This window comes from Vibrio aestuarianus (genome assembly GCF_012395185.1).
GTDB classification, from domain to species: domain Bacteria; phylum Pseudomonadota; class Gammaproteobacteria; order Enterobacterales; family Vibrionaceae; genus Vibrio; species Vibrio aestuarianus.
The window spans coordinates 86,494-103,350 of record NZ_JAAZTU010000004.1; the positions used below are offsets into that span (position 1 = coordinate 86,494).

18 protein-coding genes are annotated in these 16,857 nt (G+C 43.5%); 10 read left to right on the top strand and 8 right to left on the bottom strand.

Annotated elements, in window-relative coordinates; translation table 11 throughout:
* Positions 1–151: 151 nt before the first annotated feature.
* The 4 genes from csdA to HGG78_RS02760 all read right to left on the bottom strand — a co-directional run bounded on the left by csdA (position 152) and on the right by HGG78_RS02760 (position 3,810).
* A complete protein-coding gene (gene csdA / locus HGG78_RS02745) occupies positions 152–1,363 on the bottom strand; it encodes a cysteine desulfurase CsdA (RefSeq protein WP_172532016.1) in 1,212 nt (403 codons plus the stop codon).
* Positions 1,363–1,962 carry a DJ-1 family glyoxalase III gene (locus tag HGG78_RS02750; protein WP_172532017.1) on the bottom strand — a complete coding sequence of 200 codons (600 nt, stop codon included), beginning with the start codon at positions 1,960–1,962 and terminating at the stop codon, positions 1,363–1,365. The genes csdA and HGG78_RS02750 overlap by 1 nt, the downstream gene beginning before the upstream one ends.
* Positions 1,959–2,849, bottom strand: coding sequence for a 2-dehydropantoate 2-reductase (gene panE / locus HGG78_RS02755; RefSeq protein WP_172532018.1), 891 nt, complete (start codon positions 2,847–2,849; stop codon positions 1,959–1,961). The genes HGG78_RS02750 and panE overlap by 4 nt, the downstream gene beginning before the upstream one ends.
* Positions 2,850–2,952: 103 nt before the next feature.
* Complete coding sequence (locus tag HGG78_RS02760; protein WP_172532019.1) at positions 2,953–3,810, bottom strand: nucleoside-specific channel-forming Tsx family protein; 858 nt, start codon at positions 3,808–3,810, stop codon at positions 2,953–2,955.
* 330 nt (positions 3,811–4,140) lie between these two features.
* On the opposite strand from HGG78_RS02760, the gene HGG78_RS02765 reads away from it, so the two are divergent.
* From HGG78_RS02765 to HGG78_RS02775, 3 genes are all read left to right on the top strand, one after another.
* On the top strand, positions 4,141–4,716 hold the full coding sequence (locus tag HGG78_RS02765) for an LON peptidase substrate-binding domain-containing protein (RefSeq protein WP_172532020.1): 576 nt from the start codon (positions 4,141–4,143) through the stop codon (positions 4,714–4,716).
* A 123-nt stretch (positions 4,717–4,839) separates the two neighbouring features.
* Positions 4,840–5,442: an RNA polymerase sigma factor gene (locus tag HGG78_RS02770; RefSeq protein ID WP_172532047.1), complete on the top strand. Its 603-nt coding sequence runs from the start codon at positions 4,840–4,842 to the stop codon at positions 5,440–5,442.
* Positions 5,439–6,122, top strand: a complete 684-nt coding sequence (locus HGG78_RS02775) for a ChrR family anti-sigma-E factor (RefSeq protein ID WP_172532021.1) — start codon at positions 5,439–5,441, stop codon at positions 6,120–6,122. The genes HGG78_RS02770 and HGG78_RS02775 overlap by 4 nt, the downstream gene beginning before the upstream one ends.
* A gap of 156 nt (positions 6,123–6,278) precedes the next feature.
* Here HGG78_RS02775 and HGG78_RS02780 read toward each other — a convergent pair whose 3' ends face one another.
* The 4 genes from HGG78_RS02780 to HGG78_RS02795 form a co-directional block, all read right to left on the bottom strand.
* A complete protein-coding gene (locus tag HGG78_RS02780) occupies positions 6,279–7,670 on the bottom strand; it encodes an AmpG family muropeptide MFS transporter (protein WP_172532022.1) in 1,392 nt (463 codons plus the stop codon).
* A gap of 82 nt (positions 7,671–7,752) precedes the next feature.
* The gene (locus HGG78_RS02785) at positions 7,753–8,298 is read right to left on the bottom strand and encodes a peptidylprolyl isomerase (RefSeq protein WP_172532023.1); all 546 of its coding nucleotides are present in this window, start codon (positions 8,296–8,298) and stop codon (positions 7,753–7,755) included.
* The gene (locus HGG78_RS02790) at positions 8,298–8,867 is read right to left on the bottom strand and encodes a YajG family lipoprotein (protein WP_172532024.1); all 570 of its coding nucleotides are present in this window, start codon (positions 8,865–8,867) and stop codon (positions 8,298–8,300) included. Before HGG78_RS02790 ends, HGG78_RS02785 begins: the two co-directional genes overlap by 1 nt.
* Before the next feature lie 24 nt (positions 8,868–8,891).
* Positions 8,892–10,022 carry a methyltransferase gene (locus HGG78_RS02795; RefSeq protein ID WP_172532048.1) on the bottom strand — a complete coding sequence of 377 codons (1,131 nt, stop codon included), beginning with the start codon at positions 10,020–10,022 and terminating at the stop codon, positions 8,892–8,894.
* Positions 10,023–10,184: 162 nt separating this feature from the next.
* Between HGG78_RS02795 and HGG78_RS02800 the strand changes: the two genes are divergently transcribed.
* The 7 genes from HGG78_RS02800 to nqrF all read left to right on the top strand — a co-directional run bounded on the left by HGG78_RS02800 (position 10,185) and on the right by nqrF (position 16,834).
* On the top strand, positions 10,185–10,493 hold the full coding sequence (locus HGG78_RS02800; protein ID WP_053310887.1) for a BolA family protein: 309 nt from the start codon (positions 10,185–10,187) through the stop codon (positions 10,491–10,493).
* 500 nt (positions 10,494–10,993) lie between these two features.
* The gene (locus tag HGG78_RS02805; RefSeq protein ID WP_168786571.1) at positions 10,994–12,334 is read left to right on the top strand and encodes a Na(+)-translocating NADH-quinone reductase subunit A; all 1,341 of its coding nucleotides are present in this window, start codon (positions 10,994–10,996) and stop codon (positions 12,332–12,334) included.
* A 5-nt stretch (positions 12,335–12,339) separates the two neighbouring features.
* Complete coding sequence (locus HGG78_RS02810) at positions 12,340–13,584, top strand: NADH:ubiquinone reductase (Na(+)-transporting) subunit B (protein WP_053310889.1); 1,245 nt, start codon at positions 12,340–12,342, stop codon at positions 13,582–13,584.
* Entirely contained in the window at positions 13,574–14,341 is a 768-nt protein-coding gene (locus tag HGG78_RS02815; RefSeq protein WP_053310890.1) for a Na(+)-translocating NADH-quinone reductase subunit C, read from the top strand. The genes HGG78_RS02810 and HGG78_RS02815 overlap by 11 nt, the downstream gene beginning before the upstream one ends.
* The gene (locus tag HGG78_RS02820; protein WP_053310891.1) at positions 14,341–14,973 is read left to right on the top strand and encodes an NADH:ubiquinone reductase (Na(+)-transporting) subunit D; all 633 of its coding nucleotides are present in this window, start codon (positions 14,341–14,343) and stop codon (positions 14,971–14,973) included. The genes HGG78_RS02815 and HGG78_RS02820 overlap by 1 nt, the downstream gene beginning before the upstream one ends.
* Positions 14,974–14,980: 7 nt before the next feature.
* Positions 14,981–15,577: an NADH:ubiquinone reductase (Na(+)-transporting) subunit E gene (gene nqrE, locus HGG78_RS02825; RefSeq protein WP_053310892.1), complete on the top strand. Its 597-nt coding sequence runs from the start codon at positions 14,981–14,983 to the stop codon at positions 15,575–15,577.
* A gap of 33 nt (positions 15,578–15,610) precedes the next feature.
* A complete protein-coding gene (nqrF, locus tag HGG78_RS02830) occupies positions 15,611–16,834 on the top strand; it encodes an NADH:ubiquinone reductase (Na(+)-transporting) subunit F (RefSeq protein WP_053310893.1) in 1,224 nt (407 codons plus the stop codon).
* Positions 16,835–16,857 lie beyond the last annotated feature (23 nt).

Sequence of the window (16,857 nt, forward strand, 5' to 3'; positions counted from 1 at the left end):
TCACATCGTTTATCTATGCTCATGAGGATGAACTCACTCGCCGCTTACCTGCAACTTCAAGTTGTTTGGGCATAGTGCTTTATATTTAGAAATACGCCCTATCTAAAAGTACGTCCTATATAAAGATACTCCCCTAATAAAGGGGAGGGCATTACAGCATATCGACCGCTTTGATGAGCGCAGTGATCAGTTTTTCTACATCTTGCTCGTTGTTGTAAATACCGAACGAAATTCTTACGGTTCCCGCCAAGCCCAGTGCATCCATAAGCGGATGAGCGCAATGGTGTCCAGCTCGAAGTGCGATACCTTGTTGATCAAGTAAGGTGGCAATATCTTGGTGGTGAACCCCTTCCATCACAAAACTGATCACACTGGCGTGAGGTTGATAACCAACCACACGAATATCATCGAGCTGTTGCAATGCTTGGTAAGTAAGTGTTTGCAAGTGATGCAAGTGCGCTTCAACCGCTTGTCGATCACAAGCTTGATACCATTCAATAGCTTTAGCTAGTGCAATGGCTCCGGCTACATTTGGTGTCCCTGCTTCGAATTTACCGGGAAGCGCGGAATAGGTTGTTCCTTCAAAGGAGACTTTCTCGACCATCTTGCCACCACCATGCCAAGGTGGCATGGCTTCAAGTAGAGATAATTTGCCGTAAAGCACTCCAATACCGGCAGGTGCATAGAGCTTATGCCCAGAGAATACGTAAAAATCAGCCTGCAATTGCGCCACATTGACTGACTCATGAACAATACCTTGCGCGCCATCAACCACGACAATCGCACCTACTTGATGCGCTTGCTCAATGACATCCTCAATCGGTTGGCGGCTGCCAGTTACATTGGTAACTTGAGCGAGTGCGACGATCTTTGTTTTGCTACTTAGAAGCTTAGTAAAGGCTTGTTGATCAAACTGACAGTCTGCTGTCATTGGCACTTTGACGACTTTAGCACCAGTCTGCTGCGCAACAATTTGCCAAGGGACAATGTTAGCGTGATGCTCCATCTCACTGACTAAGATCTCATCGCCTACTTGCAAGGTATTACGTGCATAAGTTTGCGCGATAAGGTTTAACGCTTCGGTAGCACCACGAGTCCAAATGATTTCTTTGCTTGATTGCGCGCCAATAAATTTCGCCACGCTATCGCGCGCGGCTTCAAATTGGCTGGTGGCCTGAGCGGTTAAACTGTGGCTACCGCGGTGCACGTTCGCATTTTGCGTACTGTAATAGTGGGTGAGGGTATCAATCACTATTTGTGGCTTTTGCGTTGTGGCGGCACTGTCTAAATAAACCAGAGTTTCGCTATTCACCGTTTGATTTAATGCTGGGAATTGCTCGCGAATGGCTTGTACGTCAAACATTATCGTTCACCTAGCTCGTGATAATGCAGCGTTGGCAGAGTTACCATTGGCTCTGCAATTGACCACGCATGTGCTTTACCAGAGAGCAAAATGATGATCTCCATAGCGAACTCAAGTGCCGTTCCCGGCCCTTGGCTGGTGATCAACTTGTGGTTTACATCAAGGGTTACGCGTTTATCTCGCCATAAATCAGTGGGGATGTGATCGCGAAAAGCTGGGTGCCCAGTCATGATGGCTTGCGGGAAAAGCTGATGATGTTGAAAGACTAAAGCTGGCGTAGCGCAGATAGCGGCTAACCAGCGACCATCATAGTGTTGTTGTTTAATCATTTCGATTAACAGCGGACTGTCGCGAAAGGTTTCTGCGCCACCGACGCCGCCGGGCAGTGCAATCATGTCAAATTCTTCATCGGCCACGTCAACCAATTTACAGTCTGCGGTTAACGTCACTCCGCGAGAGGCTTTCATTGTCAGTTGTCCGTCGAAAGCGGCGCTGGCTACAACGACTTGGTAGCCAGCTCTGACCATCATATCGATAATAGTGATTGCTTCCATCTCTTCGCTGCCCGGTGCTATCGGGACTAAAATTCGTTTGCTCATTGGCTTTCCCAACTGTGTTCTATCTGTTTAATGGCGTGGTATAGCTTACTATTTTCTGCTGTGGCGAGTTGGTGTTTCTCGGCTTTCTTCAATAAATAGCCAGTAATAAAGTCTATCTCGCTTTTCCGCTGATAGAAAATATCTTGGTGCATTGAAGAGTGGTTTTGGGCCGTGGCTTGAATCACCTGCTTAACCTTAATTAGGAGTGATGATGGTGTGACCGAAAAACCTTCGGCATTCATCACAGAGGCCACTTCTGTAACAATATTCTCAAGCTGCTGCTGGAAGCGCTGATTAGCTAAATCACCATTGCGGCATTGCTCTAACGCGGTAAGCGGGTTAATTGCGCAGTTAATCGCAAGCTTATGCCACAAGGCTTCTTCAATAGTGTTATTCCATACAACCTCTGGCAATGCGTGCGCAAGCACATCCACTAAAAACTGGCATTGCTCACCTTTGGCGTTATGAGCCCCCAACTGAGTCACACCTTTGCCATTATGCAACACCTGATTCACTGATGCTTTTAATGCGCCGTGAGTCGTCGTGGCTAATAGTAGTGGAAATTCACTCACCAGATCGGCAATGCTATCCACCGCCCCCATGCCGTTATGCATAAACAGTAAAATAGTGTCACGGTTTAATTGTGTTAACAAAGGGGGGAGCGCTTGCTCCACTTGCCATGCTTTGACAGTGATCAGCAATAAGTCCGCCTGTTGCAAGGCATTGCTATCGCAATATGGGAAGCTCACTGCTGGGTTGTTATCTTGAGTGATAGAGAGGTGTTGATGGGTGGCTCTTCCCCATAAAGAGACACAGTGCCCCGCTTGATGAAGTTGAGTTGCCCACAGTAAACCGATAGCACCCGGGCCAAGCACGACAATATTCATGATACCTCTCTATTTTTGACTTTGCGCCAAGGATAATGAGGTAGAAATGGAAAGCAATAAAAATGGCGCTCAAGAGCGCCATTTATCAAATACTTCAGTTCGATTAGAACTTGTACGTTACTGCTAGGTAGTGACCTGCACCTGAAGATTCTGCTTTAGCTGATGGATTCCATGGTAGACCTTCATTGTCGGCAAAACCATATACATCATGGTAAAGTTTTAGACCGTAACCAACGGCAAAGCGATCTGAGTGCCAGTAAATACCGTTAAACATAGCACCGCCATGGCTAGATGTTGCGTAATCTTTATCAGTATCCATTCCAAACTGGTAGTCGATGTAACCTTGATAAGAGATAAATGAGCCATTCTCAAAGAAGTAAAAAGGCTTAAACCAGTTAGTTGAAATTTGGAAACCGTTCCAGTCTTTCTTGTTTGAGTCATAAGTTCCGTAAAGGTTCAAGCCTACCTTGCCAAACCAAGGAACTAAGACATCAGAACCAAGACCGATTTTTTGAGTGTTTACGCCTGGGCTACCATCAATACAGCCAGTTGAATCACAGTTTGTTGCGCCACCGCCGCCCCATTCCAGTACAGTAGCTACATACAGCTCCTGTACTGGACCGAAAGAAAGATCTTTACCTGTTAGTCCATCCAGAGACATACGTGGAGCAAATTTCATAAAGATTTTTTCTGATTTCGCTTTATCGCTGCCTGGATCGCTAAGCAGGTTAAAAACATCAACGTAACCGTATAGGTCAAAAATCCCTGAGCGACCACCAAATTCCATCTCTAGGTAATCATGGCTTGATTCCGCAACGCCTTTTTCGTTGAACGCACCCATTAGATTAAATTGCATCCACTTGTAATCGTTTTTGTGGATGTCGCCATCTGTGTAATCAGCAGCCATAACTGGTGCTGTAGTTGCAGCCATTAGGCCTAGAGCTAAAAGTGATTTACGCATAAGGGGGACTCTCTATGTATTTTAAAAATTCAGCAAACAGATATTTCTGCCGTGCTTTCAATTGGCCGGAATGATAGCGATAAAATTCTCAAATAAAAGTGATTGCTGACTAAATATTGCATATAAATGGTGATTTAGATCTCGATTTTAATCTTTAATTTGGAACTAAATTTATATTTCATTTTGTTGCATTGTTAATGTGATTTTTGTCACTTAATCGATTGCGCTGTCATTGTTTTATGCAAATCGATAAACCAACATTTTTGGTTAGTGATCGTTTTTTTGCTTTGTATCGTATCCATAAATGTTAATTATGAAGAGTGGTGAATAATGGAAGAATTAATGTTGTTCCCTCTAGCCTCAGTCGTTTTACCAGAAGGGAAGATGAAGCTAAGGATATTTGAATCAAGGTATAAGAGAATGGTCACCAAGTGCTGCCAAGCTGACTCTACATTTGGTATTTGTTTGTTCGATAATAAAGCGAAAGATAAGTCAAGTTACTTATCTGAGTTTGGGATGTTGGTTAAAATTGTGGATTTTGAGGCACTTGATGATGGATTGTTAGGAATAACGGTTTTAGGTATCAAGCGTTTTAAGATAACTAATCTAAGAACAGAGTTCGATGGATTGAGAGTTGCCCAAGTTTCAAGCTTGCCCAATTGGCCAGTCAGGGAGTTACAAAAGCATGAACTCTATTTGAGTGAACAATTACAAACGGTTTATAAACAATTTCCCAAGCTTGCTGAACTGTATCCCCTCTGTTTTTTTGATGATGCAAGTTGGGTTGCTCAGCGGTGGTTAGAATTACTCCCCTTGTCTAACCAACAATTTGATTATTTAATGCAACAGCAAGACGCGAGTGATGCATTAGATTTTCTGTTGGGAGTGATCGAAGTCTCGCATTAACCAAGTGGAAAAAGAAAAGCTATAGTTACAAGAGTGATCGATTTAGTCTTATCGTTCGTACATAGAGTCAAACGGTCAAAATCATTTTTTTAAAAAATGAGACTTCTAAGGAAAGAGCGTAGCATCATGAGTGATTCTCAACACAACGTGCAACCAACAGAACGCTATACCAAGCAAGATTGGGCCGAGTGTATGGAGCGAGTAAAACAGAGAGACAAACAAGCGTTTGCTGTCGTGTTTAACTATTTTTCCCCACGCTTGCAGCAATTTGCTTATAAACATGTCGGTAATGAACAGGTCGCCTTAGAAATGGTTCAAGAAACCATGGCAACGGTTTGGCAAAAATCGCACCTATTTGACAGTGCAAAAAGTGCGCTATCTACATGGATATACACTATCGCCAGAAATTTATGCTTCGACTTGTTACGCAAGCAAAGAGGCCGAGAGTTGCACGTACACGCTGATGATATTTGGCCATCAGACTACTGTCCACCAGATTTGGTGGAGCATTACAGTCCTGAACATGAAATGCTCAAAGAGCAAGTACTCAAATTCTTGAGTCTGCTTCCTGAGGCTCAGCAAGCAATTGTGAAAGCGGTGTATCTAGAAGAATTGCCGCAGCAGCAGGTGGCTGAAATGTTTAACATTCCTTTGGGTACAGTGAAATCGCGGTTGCGGTTGGCTGTAGAAAAACTAAGACAATCGATTCAAGCGGAGCAGTTATGAGCCATCATCCATCTAACGAGTTACTCAAAAGTTATGCCAATGGTTCAATAGATGCCGCTCATGGTCTGATGGTATCTGCTCACATTGAACATTGTGCCCATTGTCGCGACTTGGTCGAGCAATTTGAAGCATTCAATGCACAAGCTGCATTTGAATCGAACTCACAACCAAACGCTGATAACCCGATCTCTGTGATAGATTTTGATCGAATGTTCGACAATATCGTGTGCTTAGAGACAATTAGCCCATCAGCGATGATGAAGCGTCCGCCTAAACATGTTGAAGTCAACGGCAAAAGGTTTGAGTTACCTAGTTCACTTGGTAATTTACTTGAGCGCATGGGAGAGTGGCGAAGCTATGGGGGCAAGGTGTTCAGTGCTCATCTTGATCTTGGTGAAGAAGCTAGGATGAATTTTATGTACATTAACCGTGATGTACATATCCCTCAACACACCCACAAAGGGATTGAGTCAACGCTTGTTCTACATGGTGGTTTTAGTGATGAGGACGGCCATTATGATGCAGGGGCATTTATCCAACGTGATGCTAGCATCAAACATAGCCCTTATACTAAGGCGAGTGAAGATTGCTTGTGTTTGACGGTTCTAACCGAACCGATGCTGTTCACACAAGGCGTAGCGAGAGTATTTAACTTATTTGGTAAAGGGCTTTACCCGTAACTCTAACAATTTATTGCCATTGTTTTATAAAGAGAGAGGCCGCTATTGTGGCCTCTCTCTTTATTTACTTATCCCCTTCCTACTTGCCGCCTACCTGCAACTTCAAGTTGTTTGGGTATAATATCAGTGTTCTGATTTCAGAATAATTGGCTTAAATTAAAGTTTAGCCTCTTGCTGTAGATTGTTTTCGTCTGCATCTCTTTGTCGAGCTTTATTGAGTAAATCGGAAAAGTAATGACGCAGTGAATAAAGCATGATCAAGCTTGGAATGACCATCAAAGCGGTCACTACGAAGAAAAGTGACCAGTTATCTAAGTAATCCACTAATTCACCACTGAATGAAGCCAAGGTCGTTCGACCTAAATTACCGAGTGAAGCTAGCAGTGCATACTGAGTGGCAGAAAAAGCTTGCCCTGTGAGCACTGTTAGGAAGGAAACAAACGCAACAGTAGAAAAGGCGGTGGTGAAATTATCAACAATGATGGTGGCAAGAAATAAATGCTCATTTGGCCCAACTTGCGCTATCCATGAAAACATCAGGTTACTGGCCGACATCGCGATACCGCCGATCATCAAACCGCGTACAATACCGAATCTAACATTGAACATGCTACCGACTAAGGTAAAGAACAATGTTGCTCCCCAGCCAATGAGTTTCGAGTAATGACCGATTTGCTCATTGCTAAAGCCGATCTCCTTATAGAAAGGAATCGACATACGGCCTAAGAAGGCTTCGCCAATCTTAAATAAAAACACAAACAGCAGCAAAGTGAGTGCGACTTGGACGCCGTTGCGTTTGAAGAAGTCTAAAAATGGTTCAACAACGGTCACGGTAAACCAAGCTGCAATCTTAGAACCAACCACTTGGCTATGCCTTTGTTCTGCTTGACGCTGCAAAGTTTCTCGTAATGTTTTTGGCTCTCCCACAAGTAGGGTAAATAGCATTAACACAGCTACGCAAACGGCCATGCCATAGTACACGCCATTCCAACCAATGGCATCAGCATTGACGAAAGCTAGGTAACCTGGCAGCGAATAACCGGTCCACCATCCCATCACGGCCATTGCTGAAGCTTGGGGGAGTTTATTGGCTTGCGATTTTGGAAACGAGTCAATTCGAAATGCATCGATGGCAATATCTTGAGTTGCTGAAGCGATCGCGATAGCCAACGCAAGCATTGACGTGAACATTAAATCATTGGCTGGATTGACCCCAGCGATAAATAGTGTGCAGGCAAGAATGATCGATTGACAAAAAAAGACCCAACTACGTCGTTGACCAAGCAGCGGAGTAAGAATGGGTAATTTTACGCGGTCTACCAATGGAGCCCATAAAAAGTTTATCGCATAGACCGCAAACACACTGCCAAAATAGCCAATAGCCGCGCGCGTTAGACCGGCATCTTTTAGCCAACCGGACATATTGGAGCCGATAAGAACCCAGGGGAAACCGCTAGAGCAGCCCATCATAAATACCCACAGCAAGCGCTTATCAAGATAGCTACGAATGGTTTCCATCCATGTTAAGGCTGGAGCAGTTGAAGGCATAAAACAAATCCTTATGATGAAAGTAACGTGAGTGTGGTTATTTCCAGAAAATTAAACGCCGATGAAATCGGCGTTGATGTGGCTATTTTTCTAATGTCACTTTAGTTATCACGATAGGCTCAACGGGAACGTCTTGCATTCTACCTTTTGAACTGGTGGGTTGCTGTGCCATTTTTTTTACAATATCAAACCCTTGTGTGACTTTGCCAAATACGGCGTAGCCTGGTGGGCGCGCATCGTAGTTAAGAAAGTCATTATCAACTAGGTTAATGAAAAATTGGCGAGTCGCTGAGTTTGGATCATTGGTACGAGCCATAGCAATGGTAGCTGCGTCATTCTTTAAACCATTACTTGCCTCATTTTTGATTGGGGCATAGGTTTCAAGTTGATTTAAATCCGCATCGAAGCCACCACCTTGCGCCATAAAGCCAGGGATAATTCGGTGAAATTGACTTCCCACATAACTACCATCTTCAACATATTTGATGAAGTTGGCTACCGAAACCGGCGCTTTCTCTTGATTAAGCTCAACAGTAAATGAACCTAAGTTGGTTTCAAACTGCACGCTTGGTGCTGCAAATACCGAACAACTGACCAGTGCTAAGGTTGCGATTAGCGAACGTAACATTAAAAACGCTCCTGCATGTAGCTTTTCAGTTCACTGTCATTGGCAATTTCTTTGAGTACTAAGTTGACGACATCATTGAGCACCATTTCAATATCTTCGTTAGATGCACTGAGTGTTCCAGAGCGTTTCGCGGTGCCATTGAAAGTTTTTACCAATTTCCCCCTAGGTGTTTCGGCGGTTATTTCTAGTGTCACGTTGCCATCCATCTCATTGGCCATCACGCTGTGCTTTACCGTGACCAGTGCTTCTTGGATCTCTAAAGTGACGTTGTTTTCACTATTAACGGTTAAGCGGAAACCTTGGGAGCCAAATTGTTCAGATAATGCGTTTTCTAATGCAATACGCACGTTTTGTTTAGAGTGAATAGGCTCGATGTTTGAGCGACCATTATCCACAAGCGCGACATACTGCGCTGAACGGACGTCTTTGCTCACAAAAGTAAAAGTAGCGTCTTTTACTAGGTCACTTTTGCTCATTGTGGCGGTCGGCATAAAGTTAATTTGCTCTTGTTGAGGGGCAGCACAAGCGGTGAGTAATGCGATTGAGGCTGCTAGAACCAGTTTTTTCATGGTTATTTCCTTTCCTATCCTTGCCTATTTAGTTGCTTGTAAGATAACAAATTTATTGTTGGTTGCGACAGTTTTCACCTGATCTTGGCCAAACAACCTTGCTAATTTTACATCGTAGCCGAGGTGACGATTACCGATCACTAATAATTGTCCGCCTTTGTTAAGAACATGCTTTGCATCACAGAACATCTGCCAAGCGATGTGATCAGTAATAGCTTGTTGCTGATGAAACGGTGGATTACACAATACCAAAAATGTGCTGTCTTGTTTAAACCCATCTAAGCAGTTGTTAGCGATGCATTGAATATTGCGATCTTCTCCCAAATTATCCACTAAGTTTTGTCTTGCAGATTCGACCGCCATGAAGCTTTCGTCAACACAGGTAATTCGGGTTTGAGGGTTGAGTTGTCCCATTTTGACCGATAAGACGCCATTGCCGCAGCCGAGATCAATAACATGGCGCAGATTCGGGTCCTGAGGCAAGTGTTGCAGCAAAAAGCGTGCACCTAAATCTAGGCTTTCACCAGAATAGACGTTCGGTAAATTTTTAAGATGAATGGATTCGCCATCAACATCCCATTCGACGAAAGAGTTGACCTCTTGAATCGGCGAGCAATTGGGGGCGGAAAATACGAGACGATGTTTTTTCCACGCAAGGGATGTGGTTGTTTTACCTAAATATTTTTCAAATAATTTAAGCGTGGATGTATGAATCTCTTTCGCTTTATTTACTGCGATCACTGGGCAGTCTGCGGGGAGCTGATTGCGCAATTGGACAAGCTGCCATATTAAATGACGATTACTTTTAGGTAATTGAAATAAAACGAGATCGATATGCTGTGGAATGTCATCCATAGTAGTGAGCAACTCGATTTCATTGCCACCATTATTGTGTAAGTTTTTTAATGTCCCACGATGAGATATAAAAGAATCATTCATCATGGTGACGTGATGATTTTGTGAAAACCAACACGATAAGGCGCCAAAACTATCGTTTAGAATCAGAATCCGTTTGCCAGCATCTAAACCTTGCTCCTCAACGTAATTAATTACATATTCATCACCGGCATCCCATGCTTGTAATGTTTCATTGGTACGTTTAGGGAAGCGATGTAAGCTCAATGAGCGTTCATGCAACGTTAGCTCTGTTTTCATCATGTGTGTATGTCATTGTGTGAATTGCTGCCACATTGTCGCAAATGGCAAGGAAACAAGAAACCAAAACCTTTCTCAATCCTAGTGGTCTAGGTAAACTAATCAACGTTATGTTCCGTATTTAAGTATCTCGTCCATCCTTTGACGTGATAAGGAAAAGGTATGATTCAAAGCATCATTGAAAAAAAGCTGCACCAAGCGTTTAACCCTGACTATTTAAAAGTCGAAAACGAAAGTTACATGCACAATGTTCCGGCTGGTTCTGAAAGTCATTTTAAAGTCATCATTGCGAGTGAACTTTTTGAGGGCGCTCGTTTGATTGCTCGACATCGACAAGTTAACCAAGTACTCGCGGAAGAATTGGCAAGCCATATCCATGCATTATCAATGCATACTTACACCCCTCAAGAATGGAAAGAACAGACAAGTGGCGCGCCTGATAGCCCAATGTGCATGGGGGGCGGTAAATAAAAAAGCATTGGATGTTTGATTGGTTTGGTGAGTGTTGATTTGTTTTTGAGCTGAATATTAACAGTGTGACAACAAATTTTCAGGTTAGGCAGGTTAAGACAGGTTGTTTCAATTGGTGATCAAAAATAAACACCTAGTCAGATTGTGGAATTGACTATTTGTGCGATGCTTCAAACTTATGACTATTCGCTAGCCTTTGATATTCAATATTTTCGAAATAAAACCCGTTATCAGGGGATTGGTCGTGGCATCGAGTTCCGAAAAAATGCTAGACTACCGCACCTAATGGATCTGTCGCATCGTATGTGATGAGATTATTAAAAGGATGTTGCGATTTTGGCGTTTTAAACAAGCCAAAAGCGGACACAAATAAATGTCGTGTCTAAGGCTGGTTTAACTTTCATTTGGCCTCTTTCCAAGAACGACCATGAAAGATAAACAAGCTTTGAATTTACGCAAATTAAAAGAATCTTTTTCCCGATAAAATAGTGCAAGTGCGTATGATTACAATAAAAAAGGGTTTGGACCTTCCTATTGCAGGAACTCCATCCCAGGTGATTAATGATGGTAAAACCATCACTAAAGTCGCCTTGCTTGGCGAAGAGTACGTCGGCATGCGTCCTACAATGCATGTTCGCGTAGGCGATGAAGTAAAGAAAGCTCAAATTCTTTTCGAAGATAAAAAGAATCCCGGTGTGAAATTTACTTCACCAGCAAGCGGTAAAGTTATTGAAGTGAATCGTGGTGCTAAGCGTGTTCTTCAATCTGTAGTGATTGAAGTAGCAGGTGATGAGCAAATCACGTTTGATAACTTCGAAGCCAACCAATTGGCAAGTCTTGACCGTGCAACGGTTAAAACTCAGTTAGTTGAGTCTGGTCTTTGGACTGCGTTGCGTACTCGTCCGTTCAGCAAGGTTCCAGCAATTGAGTCTTCAACTCAGGCTATTTTTGTCACAGCAATGGATACCAATCCATTAGCGGCAAAACCTGAAGCGATCATTAACGAACAGTCTGAATCGTTCGTTGCTGGGCTTGATATTCTCTCAACGCTAACAGAAGGTAAGGTTTACGTTTGTAAATCAGGTACCAGTCTGCCGCGATCTTCTCAATCAAACATTGAAGAACATGTTTTTGATGGTCCTCATCCAGCAGGTCTTGCTGGTACTCACATGCATTTCCTCTATCCAGTTAGTGCTGAAAATGTGGCGTGGAGCATCGGTTACCAAGACGTCATTGCTGTTGGTAAATTGTTCCTAACCGGTGAGCTATACACTGACCGTGTAATATCACTTGCTGGTCCTGTGGTAAATAACCCTCGTCTTATTCGTACTCAGATCGGCGCTAGCCTTGAAGAGCTAACGGATAACGAATTGATGCCTGGTGAGGTTCGTGTGATTTCTGGTTCCGTACTTTCGGGTACTCATGCTAGTGGTCCACATGCTTATCTTGGTCGTTATCATTCTCAGGTTTCCGTCCTTCGTGAAGGCCGTGACAAAGATTTTCTTGGCTGGGCGATGCCTGGTAAGAATAAATTCTCTGTAACTCGTTCTTTCCTTGGTCACTTATTCAAAGGTCAGTTGTTCAATATGACAACGACTACCAATGGTAGTGATCGTGCAATGGTGCCAATCGGCAACTATGAAAAAGTGTTGCCATTAGATATGGAACCAACATTGCTACTTCGTGATCTATGTGCCGGTGACATCGATAGCGCTCAGCGTTTAGGTGCTTTGGAACTAGACGAAGAAGATCTCGCATTGTGTACCTTTGTATGTCCTGGCAAATACGAATATGGTCAACTACTTCGTGAGTGCCTAGATAAGATTGAGAAGGAAGGGTAATTTTCATGGGCCTTAAAAAGTTTCTTGAAGACATCGAGCATCATTTTGAGCCTGGTGGTAAACATGAAAAATGGTTTGCCTTGTATGAAGCAGCGGCAACGCTTTTCTACACGCCTGGTTTAGTAACAAAAAGAAGCTCGCACGTTCGTGATAGCGTTGACTTAAAACGTATCATGATCATGGTTTGGCTAGCGGTGTTCCCAGCAATGTTCTGGGGCATGTATAACGTTGGTCATCAAGCTATTACTGCTCTAAACCACTTATATGCTGGCGCTGAACTGGCTGGTGTTATCAGTGGAAACTGGCACTACTGGTTAACCGAAATGCTTGGTGGCACATTAAGTGCCGAAGCCGGTTGGGGCAGTATGATGTTACTTGGGGCAACGTACTTCTTACCAATCTACGCAACGGTATTTATTGTTGGTGGTTTCTGGGAAGTCTTGTTCTGTATGGTGCGTAAGCACGAAGTAAATGAAGGCTTCTTCGTTACTTCTATCCTTTTCGCCTTGATTGTTCCGCCAACATTGCCTTTATGGCAAGCCGCTTTGGGTATTACCTTTGGTGTAGTTGTAGCGAAAGAGATCTTCGGCGGTACAGGTCGTAACTTCTTAAACCCTGCACTTGCGGGACGTGCGTTCTTGTTCTTTGCCTACCCAGCTCAAATCTCAGGAGATGTCGTTTGGACTGCTGCTGATGGTTTCTCTGGTGCAACTGCTCTTAGCCAATGGGCTCAAGGCGGTAATGGCGCACTGATGAACAAAGTAACCGGTGAAGCGATCACGTGGATGGATGCTTTTGTTGGTAACATTCCTGGCTCTATTGGTGAAGTTTCAACACTAGCTCTTGCGATTGGTGCGGCGTTTATTGTGTACATGGGCATTGCTTCATGGCGCATTATCGCTGGTGTTATGATCGGTATGATTGCTATCTCAACAGTGTTTAATGTAGTTGGTTCAGACACTAATGCAATGTTCAACATGCCATGGCATTGGCACCTAGTATTAGGTGGTTTTGCGTTCGGTATGTTCTTCATGGCAACAGACCCTGTATCCGCTTCATTTACTAATAAAGGTAAGTGGGCATACGGCATTCTGATTGGTGCAATGTGTGTGATGATTCGTGTGGTTAACCCAGCATACCCAGAAGGTATGATGCTGGCGATTCTATTTGCGAACCTATTTGCACCTCTGTTCGACCACGTGGTTATTGAGAAGAACATCAAGCGGAGACTAGCGCGCTATGGCAAGTAATAACGATAGCATTAAAAAGACGCTGTTTGTTGTTATCGCATTGAGCTTAGTGTGCTCAATCATCGTATCGACAGCGGCGGTTGGCCTGCGTGATAAGCAAAAAGCAAACGCAGTGCTTGATAAGCAAAGCAAAATTGTTGAAATGGCAGGTCTTCAAGCCGAAGGTACTGTGCCTGAGCTATTTGCTCAGTACATTGAACCTCGCCTTGTTGACTTTGATAGCGGTGATTTTGTTGAAGGTGATGCAGCTAATTACGACCAACGTAAAGCTGCAAAAGTACCAGCAGAGTCTATCAAGCTAACAGCTGAACAAGATAAAGCGAAAATTCTTCGTCGTGCTAACACGGGTGTTGTTTACCTAGTGAAGAATGGCGATGAGATTTCTAAAGTGATTATTCCTATTCATGGTAATGGTCTGTGGTCAATGATGTACGCATTTGTGGCTGTTGAAACCGATGGTAATACCGTGTCTGGTATTACTTACTATGAACAAGGTGAAACTCCGGGATTGGGTGGTGAAGTTGAAAACCCATCATGGCGTGCTCAATTCATTGGCAAGAAATTGTTTGATGAAAACCACCAGCCAGCAATTAAAATTGTTAAAGGTGGTGCTCCAGCGGGTTCTGAGCATGGTGTTGATGGCCTATCAGGTGCCACATTAACCAGCAACGGTGTTCAACACACATTTGACTTCTGGTTAGGTGATATGGGCTTTGGTCCATTCCTAGCAAAAGTTCGTGACGGAGGTCTGAACTAATGTCTAGCGCAAAAGATCTTAAAAAGAGCATTCTAGCGCCAGTATTGGATAACAACCCAATCGCGCTACAAGTTCTTGGGGTTTGTTCTGCTCTTGCGGTAACGACCAAACTCGAAACGGCATTTGTAATGACACTGGCGGTAACCTTTGTAACCGCATTGTCTAATTTCTTCGTTTCAAGCATCCGTAACCACATACCTAACAGTGTGCGTATCATCGTTCAAATGGCGATCATTGCTTCGTTAGTTATTGTGGTAGACCAAATATTGAAAGCTTATCTTTATGATATATCTAAGCAGCTTTCAGTATTCGTTGGTTTGATCATTACTAACTGTATTGTTATGGGTCGTGCAGAAGCTTTCGCGATGAAATCTGCGCCAATTCCGTCATTTATTGATGGTATCGGTAACGGTCTTGGTTACGGTTTTGTATTGATTACTGTTGGTTTCTTCCGTGAACTTCTAGGTTCAGGCAAGCTATTTGGTATGGAAGTGCTACCTCTAGTAAGCAACGGCGGTTGGTATCAACCCAACGGTTTGATGCTACTAGCCCCTTCGGCATTCTTCCTCATTGGTTTCATGATTTGGGCAATTCGTGTGTTCAAACCTGAACAAGTAGAAGCGAAGGAGTAAGGACGTCATGGAACATTATATTAGTTTGCTAGTGAAATCGATTTTCATCGAAAACATGGCGCTTTCTTTCTTTTTAGGTATGTGTACATTCCTTGCAGTATCGAAGAAAGTAAAGACCTCTTTTGGTTTAGGTGTAGCGGTTGTTGTGGTTCTGACTATTTCGGTACCAGTGAACAACTTAGTTTACAACCTAGTACTGAAAGAAAATGCTTTGGTTGAAGGCGTCGATCTGACATTCCTTAACTTCATTACCTTTATCGGTGTTATTGCGGCGTTAGTACAGATTCTAGAAATGATCTTGGATCGTTTCTTCCCGCCTTTGTACAACGCATTAGGTATTTTCCTACCGTTGATCACCGTAAACTGTGCCATCTTTGGTGGTGTATCCTTTATGGTTCAACGTGATTATAACTTCACAGAATCAGTAGTATATGGTTTCGGTTCGGGTGTAGGTTGGATGCTTGCAATTGTCGCTCTTGCCGGCATTCGTGAAAAAATGAAGTACTCAGACGTGCCTCCGGGTTTACGTGGTTTGGGTATCACCTTCATCACGGTAGGTTTGATGGCGTTAGGCTTTATGTCTTTCTCCGGTGTTCAACTGTAAGTCGGGTAAACCGCAACAATAAAGGAATAGTCAATGGACATTATTCTTGGTGTAGTGATGTTTACTCTGATTGTTCTAGCACTCGTATTAGTGATTTTATTCGCTAAATCGAAGCTAGTACCAACAGGTGACATTACAATCTCAATTAATGGCGATGCTGATAAAGCCATCGTAACCACGCCAGGTGGTAAGCTACTTAGCGCGCTAGCTGGTTCTGGTGTATTCGTATCATCTGCTTGTGGTGGTGGTGGCTCTTGTGGTCAGTGCCGCGTTAAAGTGAAATCTGGCGGTGGTGATATTCTACCTACCGAGCTTGACCACATTACTAAAGGTGAAGCTCGTGAGGGTGAGCGTTTAGCGTGTCAGGTTGCAGTTAAGACTGACATGGATATCGAACTTCCAGAAGAGATCTTTGGTGTTAAAAAATGGGAATGTACCGTTATCTCTAACGATAACAAGGCAACATTCATTAAAGAGCTTAAGCTGCAGATCCCTGATGGCGAATCCGTACCTTTCCGTGCGGGTGGCTATATTCAGATTGAAGCGCCAGCTCACCACATCAAATACTCAGACTTTGATGTACCTGAAGAGTATCGTGGCGACTGGGATAAGTTTAACTTGTTCCGCTACGAGTCTAAGGTAGATGAAGATATCATCCGTGCTTACTCAATGGCTAACTACCCAGAAGAGTTCGGTATTATTATGTTGAACGTGCGTATTGCTACGCCGCCACCAAATAATCCAGACGTACCACCAGGTCAAATGTCATCGTTTATTTGGTCACTGAAAGAAGGTGATAAGTGTACGATCTCTGGCCCGTTTGGTGAGTTCTTCGCGAAAGACACTGATGCAGAGATGGTCTTCGTCGGTGGTGGTGCTGGTATGGCGCCGATGCGCTCTCATATCTTCGATCAACTGAAGCGTTTGAAGTCAACTCGTAAGATGTCTTACTGGTACGGTGCTCGTTCTAAACGTGAAATGTTCTACGTGGAAGATTTCGATGGCTTAGCGGCTGAGAATCCAAACTTCGTATGGCATTGTGCGCTTTCAGACCCAATGCCGGAAGATAACTGGGACGGATACACAGGTTTCATCCACAATGTATTATACGAAAACTATCTTAAGGATCATGAAGCTCCTGAAGATTGTGAATACTACATGTGTGGTCCACCAATGATGAACGCTGCGGTTATCGGCATGCTGAAAGATCTTGGTGTAGAAGATGAAAACATCCTTCTTGATGACTTCGGTGGTTAATTTACCTCGATAGTTAAGTGATG